Raw genomic sequence first — 18,762 nt, 5'->3', positions numbered from 1 at the left:
ATTCTGAAAGGCGAGGCGATGAAGGCTCCGAACCACGTGACAGTTGGCGGCGCCCCCGAAGGGTTTGACGCGCAGCTGGTGCTGAACGAGATCGCCCGCAGCAGGGGGCCGGTGGCCCATGTCGCACGCGATGACAAGCGGATGGAAGCGATGCGCGCTGCACTGGCGTTCTTTGCGCCTCAGATGCCTGTCTTTGTGTTTCCGGGTTGGGATTGCCTACCTTATGACCGGGTCTCGCCTAATGCGGATATCTCGGCGGCGCGCGTCGCTACTCTGGCGGCGCTGGTCCACCAGATGCCCCAACAGTATGTATTACTGACCACGCTGAACGCCGCGACCCAACGCGTCCCGGCACGGGAGGTTTTGCGAGAGGCGGCGTTTACTGCCCGAGTTGGCCATCGCATAGATGAAACCGCTCTGCGAAACTTTCTGGTGCGTATGGGGTTCACACAAAGTCCAACGGTGATGGAACCCGGCGATTACGCCATCCGTGGCGGCATCATCGACATCTTCCCTCCGGGAGAGGCGGGCCCGGTTCGGCTGGACCTGTTCGGTGACGTCCTGGACGGCGCGCGCCGCTTTGATCCGGCGTCCCAGCGAACAACCGAAAAGCTGGACATCGTTGAACTTGCACCGGTGTCCGAAGTCATCCTGGACGAGGCCGCCATAACCCGGTTCCGTCAGAACTATCGCATCGAGTTTGGTGCCGCCGGTACGGATGACCCTTTGTATGAGGCCGTAAGCGCAGGCCGCAAACATCAGGGGATCGAACACTGGCTGCCGTTCTTCCACGAAAAACTGGAGACACTGTTCGACTACTTGCCGGATGCGGTGATCACTGTCGATGATCAGGTGACGCCCGCGCGTCTGGCGCGTTGGGATACGATTGCCGATCAGTACGAGACCCGACGACTGGCGCTGGAAAACCGATCTCGCATGGACACGGTCTATAAACCCACACCTCCGGGGTTGTTGTATCTTGACGATACCGCCTGGGAGGCGGCTGTCGCGGATCGTCGGGTTTTGCAGTTCAGCCCGCTGCCGCAAGCCTCTGGCCCCGGTGTCATCGACGCGGGTGGGCGCATCGGGCGCAACTTTGCGCCGGAACGCCAGCAGGAAAGCATCAGCCTGTTCGGTGCTTTGGCCAGTCACATCACTGCAAAGCTCGACAAAGGACCGGTGCTGATCGCCTCATATTCCGATGGCGCGCGGGAACGCCTTACCGGCCTGATCGAAGACGAAGGGCTGGCCGAGGCGATACATGTGGCTAACGGCACCCGCATTGGAAAACGCGGCTTGCACCTTGCCGTCTGGGCGTTGGAGCACGGGTTCGAAACTCCTGATCTAACGGTGATCGCTGAACAGGATGTGCTGGGCGACCGGCTGATCCGTCAGCCCAAAAAGCGCCGCAAGGCCGAAAACTTTCTGACCGAAACCCAGTCGCTCAGCCCCGGTGATCTGGTTGTTCACGTGGATCACGGTATAGGTCGTTACATGGGAATGGAGGTCGTAACCGCAGCCGGTGCCGCCCATGAATGCCTGTTGCTGGAATATGCCGAGCAGGCAAAGCTGTACCTGCCGGTCGAAAACATAGAATTGCTTTCGAAATACGGCCATGACGAAGGTCTGCTGGACCGTTTGGGTGGCGGTGCATGGCAGGCAAAGAAGGCCAAGCTGAAAGAGCGCATCCGCGAGATGGCGGATAAGCTGATCCGCATCGCCGCTGAACGTGCATTACGTAAAGCCCCGGTCATGGATCCACCGCCCCACGCGTGGGAGGAATTCAGCGCGCGATTCCCATATCAGGAAACCGAAGACCAGTTGCGGGCGATCTCGGATGTGATGGAGGACATCCATTCCGGCGCGCCGATGGATCGTCTGATCTGCGGTGATGTCGGATTTGGAAAGACCGAGGTTGCCATGCGTGCCGCATTTGTCGCCGCCATGTCGGGCGTTCAGGTTGCGGTTGTGGCACCCACGACCCTGCTGGCCCGCCAGCATGCCGCGAGTTTCAGGGAACGCTTTCGGGGGTTCCCGCTGGAGGTCCGGCAATTGTCACGCTTTGTTTCGGCGAAAGAAGCCCAGCAAACCCGTGACGGTCTGGCCCGCGGGACAGTGGACATCGTGATCGGAACGCACGCGCTTTTGGCCAAGAACATACGGTTCAACAATTTGGGGCTTCTGATCATCGACGAGGAACAGCATTTTGGCGTGGGTCATAAGGAACGGCTGAAACAGCTGCGCTCAGACATTCACGTGCTGACCCTGACCGCGACACCGATCCCGCGAACGCTGCAACTGTCGTTGACCGGCGTGCGCGATTTGTCGATTATCGGCACGCCTCCAATCGACCGACTGGCGATCCGTACCTATGTCAGCGAGTTCGATGCCGTTACAATCCGAGAAGCGCTGCTGCGTGAACACTATCGTGGGGGGCAGAGTTTCTATGTTGTACCGCGCATCTCGGACCTGCCTGAGATCGAAGAATTTCTGAAAAATCAACTGCCTGAGCTCACTTACGTGGTTGCCCATGGCCAGATGGCAGCGGGTGAGCTCGATGATCGGATGAACGCGTTTTATGACGGGAAATTCGACGTGCTGCTGGCCACAACCATTGTCGAAAGCGGGCTGGACATCCCGACCGCAAACACGATGGTCGTGCACCGTGCGGACATGTTTGGCCTTGCCCAGCTCTATCAGATCCGGGGTCGCGTTGGGCGCTCGAAAACCCGTGCCTATGCTTACCTGACCACCAAACCGCGCCAAAAACTGACCGCTGCCGCCGAAAAACGCCTGCGTGTTCTGGGCTCGCTGGACACGTTGGGGGCCGGGTTCACTCTGGCCTCGCAGGATCTTGACATTCGTGGTGCGGGCAACCTGTTGGGTGAAGAACAATCCGGCCAGATGCGCGATGTGGGCTATGAGCTTTACCAATCCATGCTGGAAGAGGCGATTGCCAAGATCAAAGCCGGCGAGATGGAGGGGTTGTCGGATGCGGACGATCAATGGGCTCCGCAGATCAATCTGGGTGTGCCGGTTCTGATCCCTGAGAACTATGTACCAGATCTGGATGTGCGCTTGGGGCTCTATCGCCGCCTGTCGTCACTGTCGACAAAGGTCGAACTGGAGGGCTTTGCTGCGGAATTGATCGACCGTTTTGGCAAATTGCCGAAAGAGGTGAATACCTTGATGCTGGTTGTGCGGATCAAGGCCATGTGTAAACGCGCCGGGATCGCAAAGCTCGACGGTGGGCCGAAAGGTGCGACCATCCAGTTCCACAATGACAAATTCGCCTCGCCGCAGGGACTGGTTGAGTTCATTCAAAATCAACGTGGTATGGCCAAGGTCAAAGACAACAAGATCGTCGTGCGCCGGGACTGGAAAAAAGACAGTGACAAGATCAAAGGGGCTTTTGCAATTGCCCGGGATCTCGCTGAAAAAGTGGTCGCGGCGCAAAAAAAGGTCAAAGCAGGTTGAGATGTGAGAGGGGGCTCTGCCCCCGCTGCGCGTTCCGCGCATCTCCACCGGGATATTTATGGCCAGATGAAGAAGCGGATCCCTGCTTCATCTGGCTAAAAATATCCCCGCCGGAGGCATCGTGTGTCAGCACGATCAGGACACTTTAGCTACGCATTGCCGCCTGCGCGCAGAAGCAGGACGCAGCCACCATGCGGTCGGCACGGGCCAATGCCAGGTCAAGCCGTTGTTTGATCTGCAGGACTTCGACCTGTTCGCTGCGTGCCTTGAGGCAATCGTAAAGGCCCTTCAAACTCCAGACGTTGTCAGGATGTATCGAGGCGCGACTTAACGTACCGCCCAAGCCCAGATCTTCACGATAGGCGTCTTCAGCTTCGGCCAGCCGTCCTTGTTCGTAAAGAAGCGCCCCAAGCGCGTGGCGGGTGGGCTGCATCCATCCCCAGGGTTCGTCATAGGGCAAGGTATCGTCCAGCTCGACCGAGCGGCGCAGATGGGCAAACGCGATTTCAAAGTTGCCCTTGCGGTACTCGATCTCACCGCGCAGCATTTCCCGCGCAATTTTCAGCAGGTCAATCACACGGTTGTTGTGCAGCCTACGTGTTTCCGGAACGCATTCTTTGGCGGCAAGAAACAGATTTTCTTCCGCCTCGGCATTGGCGATATCACCGGTTGCTGCATGAGCGATGGCGCGCGCGTAGTGTGTCGTGGCCGTCAGGGTGCGGAACAGGTCTGGGTCTGAGGGCAGTTCCAGTGCCTTAGCCTCGTCCCAGCGGCCAAACCGGATCAGGATGTGAGGGCCCATGGACATGTAGCTTTCGAAGTAATCGGCCATCGGGGGGCTTTCGATGCGCAGCAACTCTTCGGGTGTTGTATCCCACAATCCCTGATTGGCACGTAGGGCCGGTTCCATCTGTCCAAGAAAAAGCGCACCGTAGATGGCAAAGTGATAATTGTGCTGGCGATAGCCTGTGTAAATGTTGAACGCGCCTTCGCGTTCGTAATATTTCAGGTCGGCTTCCGAGGCTTTTTCGTTCCAGTGCACAACGTTGTGGTAATGTCCGCAGAGCACATCGATATGTGTCGGCATATGTACTAAGTGGCCGGCATCTGGAACCAGTGTGCGCAGGACATCCCCTGCTTTCAGGGCTTTTTCTGGTGTTGTAGACATCTCCATCAGATGAACATAGAGGTGCAGCAGGCCCGGGTGTGACATCGCAGCCGGATCGTTCGCCATGGCCCATTCAAGCGCATCTTGCGCTTCCTTCGTTGCCGCGCCCTGGGCGGGTTGGCCCGTTTTCAGATCCCACATCTTCCATGGCGTCAGGTTCAGCAGCGCTTCGACATAGATGGTACGCAAGTCGAGGTGGTCCGGGTGCGCCGCAAATGCCGCGCGCATCGCGTCGGCAAAACCGTGGTCCCATTGGTGCATGTCCTGAACCGGATCACGTTGCGGGTAACGCGCGGGCAGGGCCTGAATCAGGGCCTGTTCGACGGCAGTGCACCCTGCGAGCAGACCAAGGGCTTTTTGCATCGCGTCGTAAGCCTGTGCCAGCGCTTCTTCCTGACCCTTCTCATCCAGCAGGTCCCACGGGAGGTTGTAATTGGGACCGGCTGCATAGGCGACACCCCAATGGGCCATTGCGCAATTCGGATCATGCTCGGCCGCGCGTTGAAAACAGGCTACCGCCTCTTCGTGATTGTAGCCGTATGTCCAGTTCAGCCCGCGGTCGAACCACAGCTGAGCTTCGGGGCTGGAAGTGGAAACCGGGCAGGAATAGCTGCCCAGATCGTAGTAATCGTTCATCACAGTTCCTCCCCCTAAGTTCGGGGTAGGATAGCGTGTTTCACCCGAGATTCACAGGTCAGGCTGGCAGCCGTTCTTCGATGCGACCCATGTGGATCATCAGGCCAAACGACAGCACGCACATACTCAGAATGCCAATTGTCAACGGCGCGATGGATCCGTTGAACAGAAGCCCGATCGGCGCGGCGATTGCTGCAGCCAGTACGGTTGAGATCGACCCGACAACCGACGCGGCCATGCCCGCAATGTGACCCATGGGTTCCATGGCAATGGCGTTCAGGTTGCCGATGGTTACACCGGCCATGAAAAAGACCATCGTCTGCCAGAAGACAAACAGGGCAAATGACATATCGGGCGAAAGGTTCGCCATGTTCAGGATGATGACGACAGACGTGATGGCTATCTGCGCGCCGAAGGCGAATGTGACCATCCGGCGCATCCCGACGCGCACTACCAAAGCCGCATTCAAAAGGCTGGCCGAACCTGACATCAGGGCGACAAATCCGAACCAGAAGGGAAAGCTGTCGGCCCGATCATGGATCACATCATAGACCGGTTGCACCATAGTCAGCATGGTGAACAAGGTCCCCATGCACAAGGTCTGCACGAAGATAGACAAGCGCACGGTGGGATGGGCAAACATTTCGTTCACGGCCGCAATCATAAGGGGCAGGCGAAAGGGGCGGCGGTTCTCGACGGCCAGGGACTCGGGCAGTCGTGTACTCACCCAAAAAAGGACGACCAGCGCGAACAGGATAAAGGACATGAATATCCCGCGCCAGCCGAAGAGGGCGATAACACCAGCGCCCAGCATCGGGGCCGCTGCTGGTACCAAAGTGAAGATCATCATAGCGATTGAGATGATGCGCGCCATTTCCCGGCCTGAATACAGGTCACGGATGATGGCCATTGCCACCACACGTGGTCCTGCAGCGCCCAGCCCCTGTACAACGCGCGCAATCAGCACCAGTTCCAGCGAAGAACTGGCCCAGGCAACAGCCGAAGCCGCAATGTACAATAGCGCGCCGCAAAAGATCACCGGCTTGCGTCCCAGCGCATCCGATAGCGGGCCGGTAAAGAATGTACCGATACCCATTCCCAGAACGAAGGACGTCAGAATCAGTTGGGCGCGATTGACATCATCGGGGCTGAGCTGCGCGCCGATTTCGGGCAGGGCAGGCAGCATTGAATCGATCGAAAACGCGATAGTGGCGAACATCATTGCGATCAGCGCAATGAATTCCGCCTTCGACATGCGGTTGGCCATGAAGCACTCCTAACCTGTTCGCGCTATCATGGTGAGTCAGGTTAGACCAGACTGGAAATTCGCACAGACCTCTGTGCTATTCTGCGGGGGAAGCCTCAAGTTGAGACATGATTTCGGCGATCACTTTCTCCCACATTTCAGGTGGTTGAGCACCCGGAACGGCATGTTGATTGGCAACAATATAGGTCGGGACCGAACTGACGCCCATTTCGCGAGAATGAGTATCACGGTTGCGAATATCCTCGCGGTCGGCGTCGGATTTCAACAGCTTCATGACCACCGCAGCGTCCATTCCGGCACTGTCTGCAATGTCGGACAGGACTTCGGGGTCGCCGATGTCTCGGGCCTGAACAAAATAGGCATCGAACAGCGCATCCACAATGGCATTCTGTTTGTCTTCGATCCCCGCCCAATGGATCAGGCGATGTGCATCCAGTGTATTAGGTGTGCGTTTCATGCCTTCAAAGTCTATCTTCAGACCGGCGCTTTCAGCATGTTCAACCACCGGCGCATAAGCACGCACGGCACCATCTTTGCCGCCAAATTTACGCTCCAGATACTCGCGCCGGTCCATTCCATTTTCCGGCATATCAGGGTTCAGCTGAAAGGGGTGCCATTCGATGACAAAAGGGTGGTCCGGCACATTGGCCAGTGCTTTGTCGAGATGCGTTTTGCCGATATAGCACCACGGACAGATCGGATCGGACAGGATGTCGAGCTTGACGGTCTGGGTCATGTGGTTGATGCCTCGAAATAGGCCGGCAACGCCCGGCGCAGGAGTTTGCCATTGCCGCCGGTTGGTAGCGCAGACAGGTGGATGAAGGCGCGTGGTTGTTTATAACGTGCCAGGTTTGCCTCGACATAGGCGCGCAAGGCCGCATCGTCCAGCTTTTCCGGGCCGGTATAGAAGGCTGCTATCACAAATGTGTCCGGTTTGACCTCGACCGTAGCTGCACCGACCTGCGTGATACCGGGAAAACGGGACAGGGCGGCTTCGACCTCGACCGGGGACACGCGGTAGCCACCGGCATTCATCATGTCGTCGTCCCTGCCCAGATAACTGACCTGGCCGTCCACTGCCATTGCCCCCTGATCTCCGGTCAGGAACCATTCGCCCTGCATCCGGGATTCAACTTCATCGGGTGCGTTGAGGTAGGTCAGCATCAATCCGGGATCAGACCGATGAATGGCGATGGTACCTTCTTGCCCCTGCGGCACCGGGCCGTCCGGGCCCAGAATGGCCACGCGACGACCCGGTTGCGGGTGCCCCAATGCGTCGCCGCGCGCGGGGTGGGCCGGGCTTGAGGATATGAAAGTCGAGCATTCGGACATGCCGTAGGCTTCGAACAGTTCCGTACCGGTGGCGCTTAGCCATTTCTCGTGCAGAGCGCGCGAAAGCTTTTCCCCAGCGCATAAACCGTGGCGCAGGTCAGGTAAGCTGATTTGCTCATACTCTTGCACCAATTTGCGAAAGACCCCTGGTGCCGCCGCAAAGATGGTTGCACGATGCTGGTGGAGCAGAGCAGGCAGGGCGGTGATGTCCGTGCCCGGTTCCGGGATCAAGGCGGTTGCGCCGATGGTCCACGGGTCCATCAACCCGGTGCCAAGTGTATAGGTCCAGTTGAACGCTCCGGCGTGACACAGCCGATCGGACGCGCGCAGACCATACCAGCCATCGACCATCATCTGCCGCGCCCAGATTGCCCGATGCGCGTGGGCCACGGCACGCGGACTGCCCGACGTTCCCGAGGTGTAGACGACATATGCCATACGCTCGGGGTCGCCCAATTCAAAGCTGGCAGGGGGCAAATGGTGCATAGCCTTCAGTTCATCCAACTCGATCTGTCTGGGATGAGGCACGCATGAGACAGCGGGATCACGAAGAACCGCGGCTGGGGACAGATCGTCGATCATTCTGGCGGTTTCGGGTTCCGTCAGTTGCGACGATGTGGGCACCGGAATGATACCCACTGAAATCGCGCCCAGATAGGCAATCGGGAAATCCACCGTATTGCCGAGCCGCATCAGAACGATTTCGCCGGGTGTCAGACCTGCTTGCAGCAATCCTGCGCCAGTGCCCAGTACGGCGGATTGCAGGTCGCGATAGGTCCAGTCCAGCGCGCCGTGGGGCATTAATACCGACAAAGCCACTTTATCAGGGACCTGATCCGCGCGGCCAAGGACGTGCGCCGCCAGATTGAAGGGTGCAGGGCAGGGCGCGGGCGGCCCTTGATCGAAGACAGAAAACATGGCCATTGGCTAACGCGGTGTCTGGCGCGTTGCAAGCGCGGCTGGCCAAGCCTATAGAGAATGGCATGAGCACCCAAGATCCCAAATCCCTGATCCGAATTGCCCGCGATTCCGGCGATCACACCGAAGTTGAACCGCTGGACCTTGGCGCGCGCGTGCGCGAATTGCGAAAAGCGCGGAAATGGACGCTGGAGCAGGCCGCCAGTCAGGCCGGTTTGGCCCGTTCGACCCTCAGCAAGATTGAGAACGGGCAGATGTCACCTACCTATGACGCGCTCAAAAAGCTTGCGGTTGGGTTGGAAATCTCGGTTCCTCAGCTTTTCACACCGCCACAGCGGGATCAGGTCATCGGACGGATGGCGATTACCCGGATGGGCGAAGGGGCGGCTCACGCGACAACGACCTACGAGCATGAGTTGCTGGCCGAAACCCTGACCAAGAAGCACATGCTGCCCTACCGCGCGCGGGTTCGGGCGCGGTCCATGGATGAATTCGACGGCTGGGTGCGCCACGATGGCGAAGAGTTCATGTATGTTCTGACCGGTGTTGTCCGGCTCTATACCGAGTTTTATGAGCCGGTCGAAATGCGCAGGGGTGACAGCGCCTATTACGATGGCAGCATGGGCCATAACGTAATCTCCGTCAGTGACGAAGACGCGACAATCCTTTGGGTCACATCACTTGCTTAGCGACGCGCGGCAGAATTCTCTGTTCAGGCCTTCGGTGAACAGGAAGTCTTCGACCTCTTCATGAGCTTCGTTCATGGTTAACTGGTGACGCTCGGCCAGATAGGCTTCGAACCCTTTACGATCTTGTGATACGCGCATCATGTCTTGGTCACGCAAATTCGGAAAACGCCGCTTTGCACGTGCGTAGGCCGCATTCCAGTCTTGTGTCAAATCCGTCCAGTTCATCATGTATGAGCTTTCCTTATGTAGCGATTAGGACTGCTCTCCCCTCCTTAGGGTACGTAATGGGTGCCGTAAGGGAAGACATGACAAAATGTCGCAGCATGTCACTGCATTCCTTTTACAAGATTGTGCCTCTGCAATAGCTGCCGCAACAGGGCGGCGGGCTTGAAATTATTCAAAGTACCTACGGATCAGGAGACCTGTTTGTTGCGGCACCGGGAAATCCCGGCGAGCAGATTGTAAAGGCGATCTCGATCTTTGGGCTACGTCTAAATATTTCGATTCAATGTAGCTTTTAGTGTTGGCCAAAGCAGGCCGAAGGCCCGTCTCATGGGATCATCCGGCGTCCGATATGGCCTGCATGTGGTGCTGCGATTTGTCGTCGCCAAACGTATACCTGAATGTGATGGCAATGTGCTGATTTCCGCCGACAGGCGTGGTTTTCATGGGCCAATCGGGCAGGAAGAGCAAAGGAATCGTGTATTTCAAGGCGTCCGCCAACACTCCGCGGTGAACAGCCGGTGTTGTACAAAACCCGGCTGCCCTGATGTTCATGTGACTACCCGGCGACGTACCACCACACTTCCGGCATGTATTGCGGTCCATCGCCATAGATTGGCACAGTGTCGGGGAACCTGAGCTCGCGTATGTGGGCAATCCGCCCGACATCAAAACTCCAGATCGGGATGACATAGCGACCGGCCGTCAGAACCCGGTCAAGCGCGCGGGTTGCCGCGGTGAAATCTTCACGTGTTTCCGAGGCAAGCATGGCGTCAATCATCGCATCAACAGCGGGCGAGGCCACGCCCATCAGGTTGCGTGTGCCGGGTGTGTCCGCGTTCTCGCTTCCCCAATACAAACGCTGTTCATTGCCGGGAGACAGTGAAAGAGCACGCCGGAAAGGCGTAACATCAAAATCCAGTTCCCCAGTGCGCCCGACATACTGCGCGTTGTCGACCTGTTCCGTCGTAACCTGAATGCCAAGCCGTTCCAGAGCGCGGGAAAAAATCTCGACCACCGACGCCATCTCGCTGTCACCCTGCTGCAGCAAGACCGTCATTTTGAACGGGTCACCATTCGTGTTGCGCAAGACTCCGTCCTGAACGGTCCAACCCGCTTCGGTCAACAGTTTGGTGGCTTTGCGAATATTTGCGCGGTTGCGGGCTGAACCGTCGCCCTTCGGCAGTTCATACCCTTCCAGCGTGCCGGGGATCAGATCCGAGGCAAAGGGTTCCAGCAGGGCTTTTACCTGCCCTTGGGCCGGTCCGGGCTGCATGGCCAGGTCCGAGCCTGAAAAGTAGGACGTGATCCTTGGCTGCGCCCCACCAGTGATCGTGTCGTTGATGAACTCGAAGTTGAAGGCCAGCGTCATGGCCTCGCGAACGCGCCAGTCGTCGAACGGGGCTTTGCGGGTATTCATCACGAACCCGGTCATGCCTGACGGTTTGCCATGCGGGATCTCGGTCTTGATGACATCGCCGCGCTGAACGGCGGGGAAGCTGTATTGCGTGTCCCATTTGTCGCCGTTGAACTCACGCACCGCTGATAGCTCGCCAGCTTTGAAGGCCTCGAACAGGACGCTGCCGTCGCCGTAGAACTCGATCCGCATTTCATCCAGATTCATGGTGCCGCGACGGAACGGGATATCCTGCCCCCAATACTCAGGGTTGCGACGAAGGTTCACATAGCGCCCCGCCTCGTAGCTTTCGATCACATAGGGGCCGGTTCCGATTGGGACATCGTGCAAGGCGGCGTCGGCAAATTTCTTGTCCTTCCACTGCGCCTTTTGGAGGACCGGACGCATCCCTGCGAGCAGGGCAAGTTCGCGATCCGGCACGTTGAAAGTAATCCGAACCGAACGCGGGCCGGTCTGTTCGATCCTGTCGATTTTGTCCCAAAAACCGCGATAGCGCAGATGCCCCTGAGTGCCGAGCGTCTCGTATGACCAGATCACGTCGTCAATCGTGACCGGGCTGCCGTCGGAAAACCGGGCCTCTTCCCGCAGGGTAAATTCAACCCATGACCGGTCGGGAGCCGTCTCAACTGATTCGGCTAACAGCCCGTAAAGTGTGAAAGGTTCGTCCCAGGATCGCCCCATCAGGCTTTCATGGGTCCAAAATGGCAATTGCCAGGGCGAGGTGCCTTTTTGCAAAAACGGGTTCAGGCTGTTATAGCCGCCAGTATTTCCGAAAACGACTTTGCCGCCTTTGGGCGCATCGGGGTTGGCATAGGGTAGGGACACAAAATCCGGTGGTAGGGCCGGGTCTCCATACATAGCTATGCCATGAGACGATTCTGCATGGGCGGACGAGATCATGAAAATGCTGGCGATTCCCGCCGCAAGTGGTCGAAACGGTCGGAGAAAATCCGGGCTCATTTTGGAAACAATCCTGCTCTGGCCTTATTTTGTTGGGATTCACCGTAGTGATGATTTTTCATATTATCAAACTTTTAGCTTGGACGAAGGCGTGGAATTGCTTATAAAGGATGCACTGCTCGATAGGTTTCTTGCCTGTATGAAACCTGCCTCAATAACTTAACGCCCGCTTCGTGCGGGCGTTTTTTTTGGCTGCTTGAGAAGTGTCAGGCTGGGATTTCAGACCAGTGTGTTTCCCCGTTTTCTTTGCAGGTGCAGCATGGCATTGTGCACCAAATCATCGCATCAGGGAGAACGGTCATGAGCCTTTCCGGCAAAACAGCAATCATCACTGGGTCTAATTCTGGCATCGGTCTGGGGGTCGCGCGCGAGCTGGCGAAGGCCGGAGCAGATGTCGTCCTTAATTCCTTTACGGACCGTGACGAAGATCACGCGTTGGCTGCTGAGATTGCCAAAGAGACCGGAACCAACGCGCGTTACATCAAGGCGGACATGTCAAGAGGCGATGAGTGCCGCGCGCTGATTGAGCAGGCCGGATCTTGCGACATACTTGTGAACAACGCGGGCATTCAGTTTGTGTCCCCGATCGATCAGTTCCCGGTGGATAAATGGGATGCGATTATTGCGATCAACATGAACTCGGCCTTTCACACGACCGCGGCCGCACTGCCGATGATGCGCAAAGCGGGATGGGGTCGTATCGTGAATATCGCCTCGGCGCATGGTTTGACGGCGTCGCCGTTCAAGGCAGCCTATGTTGCCGCCAAGCACGGGGTGGTGGGGATGACCAAGACCGTTGCCTTGGAAACGGCGCAAGAACCGATCACCTGCAACGCCATTTGCCCGGGCTATGTGCTGACGCCTCTGGTCGAGGCCCAGATCCCGAACACGATGAAAGAATACAATATGAGCCGCGAGGAGGTCGTGAAAAACGTGCTTCTTGAACGGCAACCTTCCAAGGAATTCGCCACCGTTGAGCAACTGGGCGGGACAACCATTTTCCTGTGCTCGGACGCGGCGGCGCAGATCACGGGAACCACGATTTCTGTCGATGGCGGCTGGACCGCCTTGTGATTGGCCTTGGGGGCGCTGCCCCCAAACCCCCGGAGTATTTCTGAAAAGATGAAGGGTGAGGGCGGTGATACGGATCAATCTGGCTTTGCAGGGCGGCGGTGCGCATGGGGCATTCACCTGGGGTGTGCTTGACCGGCTGCTGGATGAGGAAGACATCGAGGTTGCTGCGATCACTGGAACATCCGCCGGTGCGTTGAACGGTGCGGCGTTCAAATCGGGGATGGTTCATTCAGGACGTGAGGGTGCGCGCGCGCAACTGGATGGGCTTTGGAGGCGTATGGGCGCGATTGGTGACATGCGTATCGCCAATTGGTTTCGCGGGTTGGAACCGGCTGTAATCGCGCAGGCGATGGAATATTCGGTGCCGTTTTCCTTCGGTGATGCCTGGTCGCGGATGGTGTCGCCTTATGCTTATGGTCCATTCTACAGCAATCCGCTGGAGCCGGTGGTGGACAGGTTCAATTTTGCGGAAGTTTGCGCCGATGCGGGACCCCGCCTGTTTGTGTGCGCCACCTGTGTGAGAAGCGGCAAGATCCGCGTGTTTACCGGGGAGGAAGTCTCGACAGATGCCATTTTGGCTTCGGCCTGCCTGCCGACCCTGTTCAAGGCTGTCGAGATATTTGATCCAAAGACAGACCGGATCGAGGCCTATTGGGATGGCGGTTATACTGGTAATCCGGCGCTCTATCCGCTGTTCAACAATGATCTGCCGGATGATGTGGTGATCGTGAATATCAACCCGTTGGAGCGCGACGCGGTGCCGGTCACACCGCAGCAGATCCAGAACCGGATAAACGAGATCAGCTTCAATTCATCCCTGTTTCGCGAATTGCGGGCAATCAGCTTTGTTCAACGGCTTCTGAAAGAGGGCAAGCTGAAGGCCGGGGACATGAGCCGCGTTCTGGTGCATATGATTGCCGATAACGAGTTGATGAGCAGCCTGTCTGTTGCCACTAAAACCGTGCCCAACCCGGTTATTTTGCACAAGCTGAAACAGGCGGGGCGGGTAGCGGCGGATCGTTTTCTGGCCAAGCATAAGAGTGATCTGGGTCAGACCAGTACTGTCGATCTGCCAGCTATGTTCGGTTAATCACTCGGGCGGTTGCGTGGGGTCTTTTTCGTTGGGATAAACGAGCCCGGCCGAAATCACCAGTTTCGCGGCATCCTCTATTGTCATGTCCAGCATAATTACGTCTTCCATCGGGAAAAACAGCAAAAAGCCCGAGGTCGGGTTGGGTGTAGTCGGGACAAAAACGCTGAGCAGCTCTCCTCCAGTTTCCGCGCGTTTGCTGATTTCGCCTTTGGCGGTTGTCGAGACGAATCCAATGGCCCAGATCCCGCGGCGGGGATACTGGATCAGGCATGCCTTTTCAAAAGAGCGTTCGGTTTGGGCAAATACGGTTTCCGAGATCTGTTTGATCCCGGAATAGATCGAGCGGACGACCGGCATCCGATCTACCACGCTTTCAGCGAACAGGATCAGGGACCGGCCCAGAATTCCTTTTGCGATCCACCCTACGATAACGGTAAAGATCAGGAAGATCACGACGCCCACGCCGCGCAGGTTGATACCGACGTAACGTTCCGGTTGGAATTGATGAGGAACCAGTGGCAGGACCGCACTGTCGATCCAACCGACTACCGACCAGATCAGCCAGACCGTCAGCCAGACCGGCGCAATGACAACCAGCCCCGTCAGGAACGACGCGCGCAGCCGTGCCAGCATGCCGGGGCGGCGATGAAGCGGTTCTTCGTCGAACGGTGTATTCATCTTGGATCCGAGTGGTTATCGGGATTTAGGTAGTCAATCGGTAGCCTTGGCACAATAGGCTTGCGTTATCCCTGTTCTACCAGTGCCCGTGCAATCGCCGCCGCGAGGCGCGCATTGTTGCGCACAAGGGCAATGTTGGCAGTCAGCGAACGGCCTTCGGTCTTTTCAAAGATACGTTGCAGCAGATAGGGCGTCACATCTTTTCCGGTAATCCGATGCGCATCAGCATCAGCCTGTGCCTCGGCGATGATGGGGGCCAGTATTTCGGCAGGGATCTGATCCGCGATCGGGATCGGGTTGGCCACCAGCTGCCCGCCAGGCAGGCCCAATGCGCGACGGGTTGCATGGGCCTTGGCGATAGCTTCTGGAGTGTCCATGCGCAGGGGGGCAGCATAGGGTGACTTTGCAGACCAGAAGGCAGGAAACGCATCCTGACCATGGGCGATGACTGGAACCCCCAGCGTTTCCAGAACCTCAAGGGTTTTGGCCAGATCAAGGATAGCCTTGGCTCCGGCTGCGACGACGGTGACCGGTGTATGGCCAAGTTCGTGCAGATCAGCCGAGATGTCGAACGTGGTTTCGGCGCCCTGATGCACGCCACCGATGCCGCCTGTAGCAAACACCTCGATCCCGGCGTAATGCGCGGCGATCATAGTGGCGGCGACGGTTGTGGCTCCGGTGCCGCCGGTCGAGATGCAGGCCGCCATATCCGCGCGCGAGATTTTGGCAACGCCTTGCGCCTGACCCAGCCACTGCAACTGGTCCGGCTCGAGCCCCACATGCAGTTTGCCTTCAATCACCGCCATGGTCGCCGGAACCGCCCCCGCATCGCGGATGTCCTGTTCGACCTGAGCCGCAACTTCGACGTTTTGCGGGTAGGGCATGCCGTGGGTGATGATGGTGCTTTCCAGCGCAACGATGGGATAGCCCGCGTCCTTGGCGGCGCGGACCGCGGCAGAATATTGGATGTCGATCACAGTGGGGTTTCTCCGGAAACGTAGGTTGCTGCGGCATGCAGAGCGCGGGTTAGAGCCTCGTCACTTGATGCGCCGCCGGATTCTGAGGCGATATGAGCCGCCATGAAGGTATCCCCGGCACCGGTCACACGGGTGACCAGAACGGAGGGGGGTGTTTGGGTCAGAATTTCGTCTGAACTACCGACCGTGGCCGAGTTGCCGCCATCTGTGACCAGCACGCGTAGCGCGCCACGATCCAGAAGGCCTTTTGCGGCAGATTCAGAATCGGTGAATTCGCGCTGGCACAATATTCCTGCCTCTTCGAGGTTCACATAAAGCGTGGCGCGGGCATGTTTCAGGAAGGGCAATAGGCGCTCTGCTTTACCGGGCGAGGCCGGGGCAACACGCAGATCGGCACGGGCGAAAGCAGGACTTTGGGCGATTTCTTCCAGCAGGTTCAGGGTCAGGTTTCCGTCAAGTGCAATGGGGCCCTCAAAGGGCATGTTTTCATGACCAAGCGGGCCGTGCATCAGCGGACGCAGGATCTTTGCTCCAGCGGCTTCCAGCGAATGCGCGTCGGCAATGGCCGCGATCAACCCGTTGGCACCTTCGACGGCCATATACCGGTCGGTTGGCAGGTCCTGCGAGCGATAGATGTGATCCGTGATCATGCCGAGGCGGGAGCAGGCATGAATCAGTTCGTCGCCCTCGGGGTCACGACCGATGGCCGTCAGCAGGGTGGGCGTCATACCAAAACGCACCAGCGTCATGGCTATGTTCATCGCAACACCACCCGGCAGGCGAGTAATCCGGCCGGGCACGTCCGAGCCATGCCGCATGGCACTGGCTGATCGTCCGATCACGTCCCACAGGACCGAGCCGATACACAGGATATTACTGTTCTGAGTCATAAAGGACGTCATGCCGCAGCGGTGATGCCCATGCAAGTCAGAACGTTACCGCAATCAGAGATTTACGATCCACAGGTCCGATATACCCTTTGGGCTTGCGATCTGCGGCCTTCGCGGGAACAATCGAAAGCAATGATTGGTGATTTGATTTTCCTGTTGGAGCTTTTCGTATGAATGGCCCTGCTTTCCGCGCCATCTTTCGAACCCTCAAAACCTGTGCCCTGAGTTTTTTTGTTCTTGCAACTTTATATCCCGGATCGGGCAGGGCGCAATCCGCCCCGCCGACCGTTGTTGATTTCTGGATCAAGTCCAACACTCTGTTTCTTGAGTTGAAATGGAATGCCGAGGCCATGTTGACCGGGAACAATCCCGCGCAGCCCGCTGCGTTTTCCAACGATCCAAACTACAAATCCTTGCGGCGAATGGTTTCGTCTGAGCTGGAACCCCAGATCAAAGAGTTCGTTCATCTCTGGAAACAAAATCTTGTAGTGGAGGCACCAGAGCGATTGAGTTTGTCTTATGAAGGCGTGCGTATCCCTGTTGTGGGAGATACGGAGAAAGTGCGGGTTTCCAAACTGTTGCTGACTGCTCCTTTGCCCGATCAGGCGTCAAACCTGCGTCTGACCTGGCCGTCAGAAAGCGGACCAATCGTTCTGCGACAGCAAAATGTCGCGGCGCCATACACCGGGTATTTGGCTGCCGGTGAAGCCAGCCCGCTGATCCCCTTACAAGGCGGGGCGTCTCTGACAACGCAACAAACATTGCAGACATATTTCACAAAAGGGGTCGATCAGTTTCTCCGAAACCCAATTAAGCCATCCATTCTTGTTTTGGCGCTAGTGTTTCTGTCTTTGAAATTGCGCCCGGTGGTATCTCAACTGATGTTCCTGTCAGCGGGCGCCCTGATCGGGCTTGGGCTGGGATTGTATGGCGTATTGGATGCAGGAAAAGTGAGCGAGGCCCCTGTTCTGGTTGCTTCGACCATCGTTCTGGCGCTGTGGAACCTGGTTGCCCGGCGATTGCAGGTCTGGCGTTTGTTGGCGGTTCTCGCCATTGGCGGTTTTCAAGGTCTGGTAATTGCCTCGAACCTAATCGGGATCGGGGTGCCACCAGATCATTTGCCCCCGGCCATCCTGGGCTTTGGCGCCGGGAGTATTCTGCCGCTTGTTGTTGTGGCCCTTGCTGGGCTTGCTCTGTCGCTTTTGTTTTCTGGCGGCTCGCACCGAACCCGAGGCCGGATATCGGTTCTGGCCTCGATGTTGATTGCAGGTGCCGGTGTCTTTTGGATTGTCGAGCCTTGGGTGCTGGGTTAAGGCAACGCCGCCAGCAGCGTTTTCAGCGCCGCCAGCGGATCGTCACTGCCCCAGATCTCATCGCCAATGCCAAAGAAATCAGTGCAGGGGGCCAGGTCGCGGATCAGTTCGGGTGTCAGCCCACCTTCGGCCACAACCGGAACCTCAATCATCTCGGACCACCATTGGAACAGGTCCTTTTCGGCGCGGGTTCCGTCCCTCAGTTTGGCCGAGCCGACAGGACCGAAGGCCACATAATCCGCTCCGTTTTCGCCAGCAGTCATACCATCATGGCTCGACGCGCCGCAAAAGCTTCCGACGATTGCATCAGCGCCCAGTTCCTTGCGCGCGGTGCGGACCGAGCGTGCAGCATCATCCAAGTGCACCCCGTCCAGCCCCAGACGCTGCGCCAGCAATACATGGTTCGAGATTACGATGGCCACGTCGCGCGCGTGGGCGATTTCACGGCAAGCGTCGGCCGCGCGAGCGATGGTATCTTCGTCACTTCCGGCCAACGCGAGGCGGATACAGGCAATCTCGACCCCGTCCAGCACAGTCGCCAGCTTGTTCGTGAACGTGCTCAACTCGATAGTCGGAGGCGTGATCAGGTAAATCTGCGGCTGCTCGGGGGTGTCCATGGGCGCGTCCTTCGGCTTTCAGTCTTTGGCGCGG

At 57.8% G+C, this 18,762-nt stretch carries 16 protein-coding genes; 6 read left to right on the top strand and 10 right to left on the bottom strand.

Annotated features, from left to right (window positions below):
* Positions 1 to 18: 18 nt before the first annotated feature.
* Positions 19 to 3,477, top strand: coding sequence for a transcription-repair coupling factor (mfd, locus tag AC2FNC_RS01010; RefSeq protein ID WP_496714363.1), 3,459 nt, complete (start codon positions 19 to 21; stop codon positions 3,475 to 3,477).
* 145 nt (positions 3,478 to 3,622) lie between these two features.
* Here mfd and AC2FNC_RS01005 read toward each other — a convergent pair whose 3' ends face one another.
* From AC2FNC_RS01005 to AC2FNC_RS00990, 4 genes are all read right to left on the bottom strand, one after another.
* Positions 3,623 to 5,281 carry a hypothetical protein gene (locus AC2FNC_RS01005; RefSeq protein ID WP_496714361.1) on the bottom strand — a complete coding sequence of 553 codons (1,659 nt, stop codon included), beginning with the start codon at positions 5,279 to 5,281 and terminating at the stop codon, positions 3,623 to 3,625.
* 58 nt (positions 5,282 to 5,339) lie between these two features.
* A complete protein-coding gene (locus tag AC2FNC_RS01000; RefSeq protein WP_496714359.1) occupies positions 5,340 to 6,548 on the bottom strand; it encodes a multidrug effflux MFS transporter in 1,209 nt (402 codons plus the stop codon).
* Between the two features lie 76 nt (positions 6,549 to 6,624).
* A complete protein-coding gene (locus AC2FNC_RS00995; protein WP_480553661.1) occupies positions 6,625 to 7,284 on the bottom strand; it encodes a DsbA family oxidoreductase in 660 nt (219 codons plus the stop codon).
* Complete coding sequence (locus AC2FNC_RS00990) at positions 7,281 to 8,798, bottom strand: class I adenylate-forming enzyme family protein (protein WP_496714383.1); 1,518 nt, start codon at positions 8,796 to 8,798, stop codon at positions 7,281 to 7,283. The genes AC2FNC_RS00995 and AC2FNC_RS00990 overlap by 4 nt, the downstream gene beginning before the upstream one ends.
* A gap of 65 nt (positions 8,799 to 8,863) precedes the next feature.
* Here AC2FNC_RS00990 and AC2FNC_RS00985 point away from each other — a divergent pair, with 65 nt between their 5' ends.
* Complete coding sequence (locus AC2FNC_RS00985; protein WP_209503779.1) at positions 8,864 to 9,487, top strand: helix-turn-helix domain-containing protein; 624 nt, start codon at positions 8,864 to 8,866, stop codon at positions 9,485 to 9,487.
* On the opposite strand, the gene AC2FNC_RS00980 is transcribed toward AC2FNC_RS00985, so the two are convergent.
* Together AC2FNC_RS00980 and AC2FNC_RS00975 are read right to left on the bottom strand one after the other, a co-directional pair.
* A complete protein-coding gene (locus tag AC2FNC_RS00980; protein ID WP_480473034.1) occupies positions 9,476 to 9,715 on the bottom strand; it encodes a hypothetical protein in 240 nt (79 codons plus the stop codon). The genes AC2FNC_RS00985 and AC2FNC_RS00980 overlap by 12 nt on opposite strands.
* A 553-nt stretch (positions 9,716 to 10,268) precedes the next feature.
* Positions 10,269 to 12,086: an extracellular solute-binding protein gene (locus tag AC2FNC_RS00975; RefSeq protein WP_496714356.1), complete on the bottom strand. Its 1,818-nt coding sequence runs from the start codon at positions 12,084 to 12,086 to the stop codon at positions 10,269 to 10,271.
* Here AC2FNC_RS00975 and AC2FNC_RS00970 point away from each other — a divergent pair.
* The 3 genes from AC2FNC_RS00970 (at position 12,025) to AC2FNC_RS00960 (ending at position 14,250) form a co-directional block, all read left to right on the top strand.
* A complete protein-coding gene (locus AC2FNC_RS00970; protein ID WP_480493162.1) occupies positions 12,025 to 12,249 on the top strand; it encodes a hypothetical protein in 225 nt (74 codons plus the stop codon). The genes AC2FNC_RS00975 and AC2FNC_RS00970 overlap by 62 nt on opposite strands.
* 137 nt (positions 12,250 to 12,386) lie before the next feature.
* Positions 12,387 to 13,160: a 3-hydroxybutyrate dehydrogenase gene (locus AC2FNC_RS00965; RefSeq protein ID WP_496714354.1), complete on the top strand. Its 774-nt coding sequence runs from the start codon at positions 12,387 to 12,389 to the stop codon at positions 13,158 to 13,160.
* A 64-nt stretch (positions 13,161 to 13,224) separates the two neighbouring features.
* The gene (locus tag AC2FNC_RS00960; RefSeq protein ID WP_496714353.1) at positions 13,225 to 14,250 is read left to right on the top strand and encodes a patatin-like phospholipase family protein; all 1,026 of its coding nucleotides are present in this window, start codon (positions 13,225 to 13,227) and stop codon (positions 14,248 to 14,250) included.
* Here AC2FNC_RS00960 and AC2FNC_RS00955 read toward each other — a convergent pair whose 3' ends face one another.
* The 3 genes from AC2FNC_RS00955 to AC2FNC_RS00945 all read right to left on the bottom strand — a co-directional run bounded on the left by AC2FNC_RS00955 (position 14,251) and on the right by AC2FNC_RS00945 (position 16,798).
* Positions 14,251 to 14,931 carry a DUF502 domain-containing protein gene (locus AC2FNC_RS00955; protein WP_480553649.1) on the bottom strand — a complete coding sequence of 227 codons (681 nt, stop codon included), beginning with the start codon at positions 14,929 to 14,931 and terminating at the stop codon, positions 14,251 to 14,253.
* Between the two features lie 65 nt (positions 14,932 to 14,996).
* Positions 14,997 to 15,908 carry a pseudouridine-5'-phosphate glycosidase gene (locus AC2FNC_RS00950; protein ID WP_496714352.1) on the bottom strand — a complete coding sequence of 304 codons (912 nt, stop codon included), beginning with the start codon at positions 15,906 to 15,908 and terminating at the stop codon, positions 14,997 to 14,999.
* Complete coding sequence (locus AC2FNC_RS00945) at positions 15,905 to 16,798, bottom strand: PfkB family carbohydrate kinase (protein ID WP_496714351.1); 894 nt, start codon at positions 16,796 to 16,798, stop codon at positions 15,905 to 15,907. Before AC2FNC_RS00945 ends, AC2FNC_RS00950 begins: the two co-directional genes overlap by 4 nt.
* Positions 16,799 to 16,968: 170 nt before the next feature.
* Between AC2FNC_RS00945 and AC2FNC_RS00940 the strand changes: the two genes are divergently transcribed.
* Positions 16,969 to 18,111, top strand: a complete 1,143-nt coding sequence (locus AC2FNC_RS00940; RefSeq protein WP_496714350.1) for a HupE/UreJ family protein — start codon at positions 16,969 to 16,971, stop codon at positions 18,109 to 18,111.
* On the opposite strand, the gene AC2FNC_RS00935 is transcribed toward AC2FNC_RS00940, so the two are convergent.
* A complete protein-coding gene (locus AC2FNC_RS00935) occupies positions 18,108 to 18,728 on the bottom strand; it encodes a thiamine phosphate synthase (RefSeq protein ID WP_496714348.1) in 621 nt (206 codons plus the stop codon). The two genes, AC2FNC_RS00940 and AC2FNC_RS00935, sit on opposite strands and share 4 nt — an antisense overlap.
* Positions 18,729 to 18,762 lie beyond the last annotated feature (34 nt).

The sequence above is a fragment of the Ruegeria sp. BHSA123 genome (assembly GCF_059613425.1).
This window is presented reverse-complemented; position numbering and strand designations above follow the sequence as displayed.

Coding starts and splice junctions, on each gene's coding strand:
- AC2FNC_RS00980 (WP_480473034.1), bottom strand. CDS start 9,715: ATGATGAACTGGACGGATTTGACACAAGACTGGAATGCGGCCTACGCA.
- AC2FNC_RS00990 (WP_496714383.1), bottom strand. CDS start 8,798: ATGTTTTCTGTCTTCGATCAAGGGCCGCCCGCGCCCTGCCCTGCACCC.
- AC2FNC_RS00970 (WP_480493162.1), top strand. CDS start 12,025: ATGAAAATGCTGGCGATTCCCGCCGCAAGTGGTCGAAACGGTCGGAGA.
- AC2FNC_RS00965 (WP_496714354.1), top strand. CDS start 12,387: ATGAGCCTTTCCGGCAAAACAGCAATCATCACTGGGTCTAATTCTGGC.
- AC2FNC_RS00975 (WP_496714356.1), bottom strand. CDS start 12,086: ATGAGCCCGGATTTTCTCCGACCGTTTCGACCACTTGCGGCGGGAATC.
- AC2FNC_RS00940 (WP_496714350.1), top strand. CDS start 16,969: ATGAATGGCCCTGCTTTCCGCGCCATCTTTCGAACCCTCAAAACCTGT.
- AC2FNC_RS01005 (WP_496714361.1), bottom strand. CDS start 5,281: ATGAACGATTACTACGATCTGGGCAGCTATTCCTGCCCGGTTTCCACT.
- AC2FNC_RS01000 (WP_496714359.1), bottom strand. CDS start 6,548: ATGGCCAACCGCATGTCGAAGGCGGAATTCATTGCGCTGATCGCAATG.
- AC2FNC_RS00935 (WP_496714348.1), bottom strand. CDS start 18,728: ATGGACACCCCCGAGCAGCCGCAGATTTACCTGATCACGCCTCCGACT.
- AC2FNC_RS00955 (WP_480553649.1), bottom strand. CDS start 14,931: ATGAATACACCGTTCGACGAAGAACCGCTTCATCGCCGCCCCGGCATG.
- AC2FNC_RS00985 (WP_209503779.1), top strand. CDS start 8,864: ATGAGCACCCAAGATCCCAAATCCCTGATCCGAATTGCCCGCGATTCC.
- AC2FNC_RS00945 (WP_496714351.1), bottom strand. CDS start 16,798: ATGACTCAGAACAGTAATATCCTGTGTATCGGCTCGGTCCTGTGGGAC.
- AC2FNC_RS00995 (WP_480553661.1), bottom strand. CDS start 7,284: ATGACCCAGACCGTCAAGCTCGACATCCTGTCCGATCCGATCTGTCCG.
- mfd (WP_496714363.1), top strand. CDS start 19: ATGAAGGCTCCGAACCACGTGACAGTTGGCGGCGCCCCCGAAGGGTTT.